Annotated in this window: 1 protein-coding gene and 1 pseudogene; both read left to right on the forward strand. The window is 67.7% G+C overall.

Annotated elements, in window-relative coordinates; genetic code table 11:
- Positions 1 to 435 (forward strand): annotated as a pseudogene (locus tag G6R25_RS24295) (lamin tail domain-containing protein); the annotation flags it as partial.
- Positions 436 to 451: 16 nt separating this feature from the next.
- Complete coding sequence (locus G6R25_RS24300; protein ID WP_235949551.1) at positions 452 to 760, forward strand: hypothetical protein; 309 nt, start codon at positions 452 to 454, stop codon at positions 758 to 760.
- Positions 761 to 845: the final 85 nt, after the last annotated feature.

Here is an 845-nt window from a genome sequence, read left to right on the forward strand (position 1 = left end):
GCGTCGGGTACGTCGCTGGCGGCCGGGGGGCATCTGGTTTTTGATGTCGATCCGGTGTTCGGCCTGGGGAGTTCCGATTCGGTGCGGCTGTATCAGCCGGGTGGCACGACGCTGGTGGATTCCTACACCTGGACCTCGCATGCGTCGACGACCTACGGGCGCTGCCCTGACGGCACGGGTTCGTTCACCACGACCGCCTCGTCGACCCGAGGCGCGGCGAACGCCTGCCCCGCCAGCACGTGGCCAGGCGGCTCGGCCGTCGCCACCGCGGACGACGCGAACGTGTTCGGCACGAACCTCAGCGGCCTGTCCTTCCAGAGTTCCAGCGTGCTGTGGGCGGTGAAGAACGGTCCTGGCACGCTTTACCGCCTCGTGCCGAACGGTGCGAAGTGGCAGCCCGACACGACCGGTGGCTTACGCAGGCGGGACCGGTGATCCGGACGCGGAAGGCGTGGTCACCACCCCTGGCGGCGTGATCGTTTCCACGGAATGCGACAACAGCAACAGCAACGTCAGTTCGCTGAAGGTCCTCCGGTACGACGCCTCCTCCACGGCCACCTCGCTCAATGCGACCGCCGAGTGGAACCTCACCGCCGACCTGCCTTCCGCGGCGGCCAACAGCGGACTCGAGGCCGTCTCGTGGATTCCCGACTCGTACCTCACCGCACACGGCTTCCACGACGAGCACACCAACACCGCATACGACCCGGCTGCCTATTCCGGTCACGGCAGCGGCAGGGCCCCGAGAAGATCGCTCTAGGTTGCGATCTGCTACGCGGAGTATCGGCCCCGTCGTGCCGTCCGGACGCGCTCCAGTCGAGACCGCACACGCCAGCCGTATCCCG

It is taken from the genome of Candidatus Frankia alpina, from assembly GCF_902806485.1.
Lineage (GTDB): Bacteria > Actinomycetota > Actinomycetes > Frankiales > Frankiaceae > Frankia > Frankia alpina.